This is a genomic window from Christensenella sp. (assembly GCF_034927525.1).
Taxonomy (GTDB): Bacteria; Bacillota; Clostridia; order Christensenellales; family Christensenellaceae; genus Christensenella.
The window spans coordinates 1-6128 of the sequence record NZ_JAYFPU010000005.1 but is presented as its reverse complement, the minus strand read 5'-3'; the positions used below and the strand labels follow the sequence as shown (position 1 = coordinate 6128).

Sequence of the window (6128 nt, the reverse complement as noted above, 5' to 3'; positions counted from 1 at the left end):
CACGTATCTGTCGCCCAGCGGCTATATGATCTTGGTAGGAAAGAATGACCGCCAGAACGATATCCTGACCATGCGCATCGCAGATAAGGCCGACATCTGGTTTCATGCACAAAAAACGCCTGGGTCGCATGTTCTGCTGCTTACCAATGGTACGGAGCTCAATGACATTGACGATGAAACAGTCGTCATGGCGGCAGAGCTCGCGGCAGCGCATTCGCGTGCCAAGCAATCAGGCAAGACGCCTGTCGATTATACCCAGCGCAAAAATCTGAAAAAACCACCGGGCGCACGCCCTGGAAAGATGATCTACGACGATTACTTTACTGTATATGTGGATGCGGGCAAGGGGCACATCCCACAAGCGGAGGACGCACAGTGACTGCCGAGCAGATTTATGAGATATTCGCCCATTCCGGTGCGGATATGAATGAAAACCGAAACGAAGCGCTCCTTGACAAGTATATCATCAAGCGCGGTCATTCGCCGAACGGCTGGTTTTCGCTTTCCAACAAAAACCGTATCAAGCTGCAAATGACGCCGGTGGGCAACGGCTGGGATTATGTACAGCTGAATGAGTCGATGTTTTTGTGGTATGAGCAGAAAACCATCAAAAAGCTGATCGCCTACACTTTTTATCCGGACGACACCACGCGCGCGTATTATGAATGTGACTTCCATATCGAATCCATCATACGCCGCAGGATCCCGCCTACTGTACTGACACGTAAATATTGCATGATCTGTGCCGATAACCTGTTCGGGCGCGAGATACGCGGGTTTTACGCCGATCTTGGCGAAAAAAACAGCGGTAAAGGCACGATGCAGCTATCTTTATATGACAAGAACGAGTATTTCTTTCAGGAACTACCCAGGAATATCACAGCGATTTGGCCGTTCAACAAGTGGCTGCAACGGTTTTTACGCCGTCCCGGTGAAATTGCGCTTACAGCCCTGCCGCCCAAGGATCTGCAAGGGCATTTCCTTTTGCGTTGATATTTTTTGTTTTTATTTAAAGCAAAAAGCCACGCATCAATGCGTGGCTTTGTTGCTTTAGCTATTACTTTATTAATAACTGTTCCAACTTACAGTATCCGTGTACGTAAAACCACCGCGATCATCTAAGACATACACATCTGCATGATATATAGATGCATAATTACCAAGATCTTCAAACCAAATTCTTGTCTGCCAAGAGGGCCATTTATAGTCCATCATGTACCAAACACCATAGTCCTCGCCTAACGCATCATTATACGCATATACCCATACTTCATCAACCCCGAAATTACACTCTACACCCTTTACGTAAAGGATATCATAGTCATAACTGTATGTATAGACATCAAACGAACTGATTGACGTTACCGCAGGAGTAACATAAAAACTAGTGCTACCTATTATTCCTTCGTTGCCACGCCCATCCATTCCGTATACATTCACTCGATAATTTCCACCATGAAAATTATACTCGCTTAAGTCCACAAGAAAACCCCATGTGCTGCTATCATATTGATCCATTAGGTAATATACATCTTCTCCTTGCTCCTCATTATACACGATTGCATAAAGAGCATAAACGCTCGAAGGATCTGAAACGCCCGTTGCTACAATATGTTTATAGCGTCCTACTGCATCGAAATTATCTGCACGTACCTGCCTCGCATCTGGTGGCTTAGAGTCTTCTGTAATAGTATAAATCGACTGGCCCACCATTTTCTGTACACCAAAGTTATCTGTCACATATAATTGGGCATAATACTTCCCTGTCTGTTTTCCATGATTGACCGCGGATACTGCAGCACCATAATCTCCACCGCCATAGGCATTCCCAATATACCATTTAACGTCGCCCGTCTTCTCGCTCCAGACGGCAAACGCCACTTCCCTGACTCCGCCTTGTCCGTTGACGCCCAGCGCTCCTACATGGAACTCAAGCCCTGTTACACCGATAGGCGTAATACTCACCCCGCGAGAAGATGGTTCCTGCTGTACCTCCATTGGCTCAGAGGCCGCATCAAATTTCCCATTTTCAGACAATGCAGGTGCATTGCTCTCGCTCGGCGCAGGTGCACTGCTTTCACTCGGCGCAGGTGCATTGCTCTCGCCCGGCGCAGGTGCATTGCTCTCGCCCGGCACAGGTGCATTGCTCTCGCTCGGCGCAGGTAATGATTCCATTTCTGCCGCATATGCAGTTCCAAATGAACCTAACACAATCAAAAGAACCAACAATATTGCAACTAATTTTTTGCTTTTCATATTTTCCCCCCCTTTGTTGTTTCCAACAATAAAAAATATATCTAGCTAAAATAAAAAATCAGACAAACTTGCTTAATCAGATATTAAAAAAAATTGTAATCTATATCATAAATTGAATATCCTAATTATAATCTTTTAATAGCAGAACTTCAATATAAAAAACACGAATTTTTACATTTCGTGTTTTTTCTCACTATCAATTTCAATTTTATCCCTTGGACTATTATTTAACTAAAAGCTTCCTGCTGCCCGGTTTTACAAGCGGCGTTTCTCCTGCTTTACAGATGGGGCATTCGTCCGGATCGTACGATTTCACTTCCATCGATAATACTGCACGGAACGGTACGCCGAAATCCACGCCGCCCGCGCTGCGGTCGACGACGCTTCCCACGCCTACGACCTCCGCGCCCATGCCCTTAAGCAGTGTAATAACCTCTTTGACAGAACCTCCGGTCGTTACAACGTCTTCCGTCACTAGTATTCTTGTGCCCGGCTCGACGCTAAAGCCTCTGCGCAGCGTCATATCGCCGTTTTCGCGCTCTGCAAAGATGTTCTTCACGCCAAGCTGGCGCGACATCTCATAGGCCATGATGATACCGCCCACAGCCGGCCCCACTACAAGATCGATCTTCATATCCGAAAACTGCTCCGCAAGCTGCTTGCAGATCAGCTCCGATACGTCCGGATATTGGAACAGCTTGGCACACTGCATATACTTATCTGAATGCCTGCCCGACGTGAGCAAAAAATGCCCCTCAAGCATCACTTCTTTTTCTTTAAAAACCGCAATGATCTCTTCACGCGTCATCATATTACCATACCACCTTTTCTATATACTCAGCGTGCCTGTAAGCTCGCTGATCTTCACGATCTCCATGTTGTTTGCGTATTGCTCCAGCTCGTCTAAAATGATAGCCGAAGCCGAAGGATTACGCATTGTCGCCGCGCCGACCATAACGGCACTCGCGCCAGCGATCATGAATTCCGCTGCATCCTCGCCACTCATAATGCCACCTAGGCCGATGATCGGGATACCTAACTGTGCTTTGTAGACCTCCCACACCATACGCAGTGCGACCGGCTTGACCGCCGGGCCGGAAAGTCCTCCCGTCACGTTTGCGAGGATGGGTCTGCGTGTGCTTGCATCGATCGCCATGCCCGTAATACAATTGATGAGCGATACCGCGTCAGCGCCCGCGTCACGCGCCGCCTTTGCCATATCCGCAACCTTTGTGACATTGGGCGTCAGCTTTACGATCAGCGGTTTTTTCGCCACACGTTTGACCGCCCCTACAATGTCGTTGATGGCGCATACGTCCGTACCAAAGCTCACCCCGCCCTGTGCTACGTTGGGGCAGGATACGTTTATTTCGTAAAGCGCAATATTCGTATCGTTTAAGCGCTCCGCCACATAGGCATAGTCTTCAGCGGATGCACCCGCTATGTTCGCAATTTTGACCGTGTCATAATTTTTGATACGCGGGTAGATGGAACGAAGGAATTCGTCCACCCCCGGGTTTTGCAGTCCGACTGCATTGAGCACGCCGCTTGCCGTCTCCGCAATACGCACCGGTGGGTTCCCCAGCCGCGGCGCTTTTGTCAAGGCCTTTAAGGTTACCGCGCCCAACTTTGAAACATCCATATGCAGGTTGTATTCCTCCGCATAGCCAAACGTTCCCGATGCCGTGATCACAGGGTTTTTGAGCTCTACCCCCGCGATATTCACTCTCATGTCACTCATAAAGCGCGTCTACCTCCTTCATTTCGAATACGGGGCCTTCGATACATACCTTTTTGTGCTGACCCTTTATTTTGCACACACATACCGCACAGCCGCCCGTACCGCAGCCCATGTGCTGTTCCATCGAAACATATGCGGGGATTTCCGTCCCCTCCAACACGCGCGCCAGCGACTTAAAAAACGGCATCGGTCCGCAGGACAAAATCACGTCCGGTTTCTCTTCCCGCAAGCGTTCCTTTAATAGATTCGTGCAAAAGCCATGCTCGCCGAACGTCCCGTCGTCCGTTGTGACGTACGTTCCCGCAAACCCTTCGAAATCCTGCACCTCATACACACAGTTTGCGCTGCGGTATCCGAGGAAGGCCGTATAATCCCTGTCCGGGTATTTCACCTTGAGCGACTTTAAAGGAGCAATGCCAATCCCTCCGCCAATAAGCCATACCTTTTTCATATCGTCTTTTAACTGAAAACCGTTTCCGAGCGGCATCAGGATATCGAGCATATCCCCTGCCTGTACCAGTGACAACAGCTTTGTCCCCTTGCCAACCGCGCAATAGGCAAGATGCACTTCTTTTTTTTGTTCATCCACATAATTGATGCTGATCGGCCTTCTTAAAAGAAGTTCCTTTGCATGCGGTATTTCGATGTGGGCAAACTGTCCCGGGCGGAAGTAGCGTAAAAAATCTTCTGTACATGTTACCTTCAAAAGATATGTGTTATGCGCAATCAGCTCGTTTGACAGAACCTTTTCGATCGTATGTTTGTTAATCATGTTTTGCCTTCTCCCTGTCGATGATCTCAATAAAATCGTCAAATAAGTATGCCGTGTCCTCCGGCCCCGGCGCGGCCTCCGGATGGAATTGCACCGTAAACATCGGGTAACCGATATATTTCACACCCTCGATCGTCTGATCGTTCCAGCTTTTGTGCGATACGACAGCGCACGCAGGAAGCGAGCGGCTCATGATCGTATAGCCGTGGTTCTGCGACGTGATAAACACCTTATTGCGCTGCATATCCTTCACTGGATGATTGGAGCCGCGATGTCCGTATTTGAGCTTTTCCGTATCCGCCCCCATCGCAAGCGCTACGAGTTGGTGCCCCAGACAAATGCCAAATGCCGGCATCTTGCCGATCAGCTGCTTGAGATTCTCAATAATCTGTCCGTTGTCCTTCGGGTTGCCCGGGCCGTTTGTCAGCATCAGCCCGTCAAAATTTCCTGCAAGTATTTCTTTGGGGTCAGTGAGCGCCGGAAAAACCGTGAGCGCGCAGTCGCGCTTTTCTAAGCTGCGCAAGATGTTGCGTTTGAGGCCAAAATCAAGCACTGCCAGTCTGCGGCTACCTTGAGAATACTGGTATTTTTCCTTGCACGTCACCTGCTCTACCGGAAGTTCAATATTATAATTCTTCATTTCGTCGATCTGCATAGAGGACGGCGGAACCTGTGTGATGATGCCATGCATCGTCCCTTTATCGCGCAACTTCCTTGTTAGTTCGCGCGTATCGATGCCCGCAAGTCCAATGATATTGTTTTTATCAAGGTATTCTTCGAGCGTCATCTTGCAGTTCCAGTTAGAAGGCTCACTACATTTTTCACGCATAACGAATGCGCTCACCTTCGGCCTGTCCGACTCCGACATGTCTTCATCGATCCCGTAGTTGCCGATCAGCGGATACGTCATCGTTACGATCTGTCCGCAATAAGAAGGGTCTGTGAGAACCTCCTGATACCCTGTCATGCCTGTATTGAAAACGACTTCCCCCATTACGTCCGCCTGTTTTCCAAAGGACTCTCCTTTGAAGATCGTCCCGTCTTCCAGTGTTAGATAAGCCATTTGTTTTTGCTCCCCCGCTTTGTTGGTTTAATACCCGATGTCGTTTTTAGCAAACGTCTCGAGGATATCCTGCTGCATATCGAGCGTCGCCTGGCGCGCCGCCTTTGCAAAGTCCATGCCTTTATACTTTTCATTTTGGTAAGCGGTCAGTATCGCACGCGAGTTGTTGACCACGCCCCCAAGGCCCTGCTTGTCGAAATTTGGCACCAGTCCCTGTGCACTGCCGCCCTGTGCGCCATAGCCGGGAATCAGTACAAAAATAGCCGGATGCTTTTCGCGGATCTTTTCCGCCTGCT

General features: G+C 48.9%; 7 protein-coding genes and 1 pseudogene. 2 read left to right on the top strand and 6 right to left on the bottom strand.

Annotated features, from left to right (window positions below; translation table 11 throughout):
• Positions 1–379 (top strand): NFACT RNA binding domain-containing protein (locus VB081_RS00120; protein WP_323398835.1); only part of this gene is annotated, 379 nt, incomplete at its 5' end.
• Positions 376–993 (top strand): hypothetical protein, encoded by a 618-nt coding sequence (locus VB081_RS00115; RefSeq protein ID WP_323398834.1) that lies wholly within the window; start codon positions 376–378, stop codon positions 991–993. The genes VB081_RS00120 and VB081_RS00115, both read left to right, overlap by 4 nt.
• Before the next feature lie 72 nt (positions 994–1065).
• On the opposite strand, the gene VB081_RS00110 is transcribed toward VB081_RS00115, so the two are convergent.
• The 6 genes and pseudogenes from VB081_RS00110 to VB081_RS00085 all read right to left on the bottom strand — a co-directional run.
• Positions 1066–2256, bottom strand: coding sequence for a GBS Bsp-like repeat-containing protein (locus tag VB081_RS00110; protein WP_323398833.1), 1191 nt, complete (start codon positions 2254–2256; stop codon positions 1066–1068).
• A gap of 223 nt (positions 2257–2479) precedes the next feature.
• Positions 2480–3064 carry an orotate phosphoribosyltransferase gene (gene pyrE / locus VB081_RS00105; RefSeq protein ID WP_442872687.1) on the bottom strand — a complete coding sequence of 195 codons (585 nt, stop codon included), beginning with the start codon at positions 3062–3064 and terminating at the stop codon, positions 2480–2482.
• 21 nt (positions 3065–3085) lie between these two features.
• Positions 3086–3997: a dihydroorotate dehydrogenase gene (locus VB081_RS00100; protein WP_323398831.1), complete on the bottom strand. Its 912-nt coding sequence runs from the start codon at positions 3995–3997 to the stop codon at positions 3086–3088.
• A complete protein-coding gene (locus VB081_RS00095) occupies positions 3990–4769 on the bottom strand; it encodes a dihydroorotate dehydrogenase electron transfer subunit (protein WP_323398830.1) in 780 nt (259 codons plus the stop codon). Before VB081_RS00095 ends, VB081_RS00100 begins: the two co-directional genes overlap by 8 nt.
• Entirely contained in the window at positions 4762–5832 is a 1071-nt protein-coding gene (locus tag VB081_RS00090) for a carbamoyl phosphate synthase small subunit (protein ID WP_323398829.1), read from the bottom strand. Before VB081_RS00090 ends, VB081_RS00095 begins: the two co-directional genes overlap by 8 nt.
• Positions 5833–5859: 27 nt before the next feature.
• Positions 5860–6128 (bottom strand): annotated as a pseudogene (locus VB081_RS00085) (orotidine-5'-phosphate decarboxylase); the annotation flags it as partial.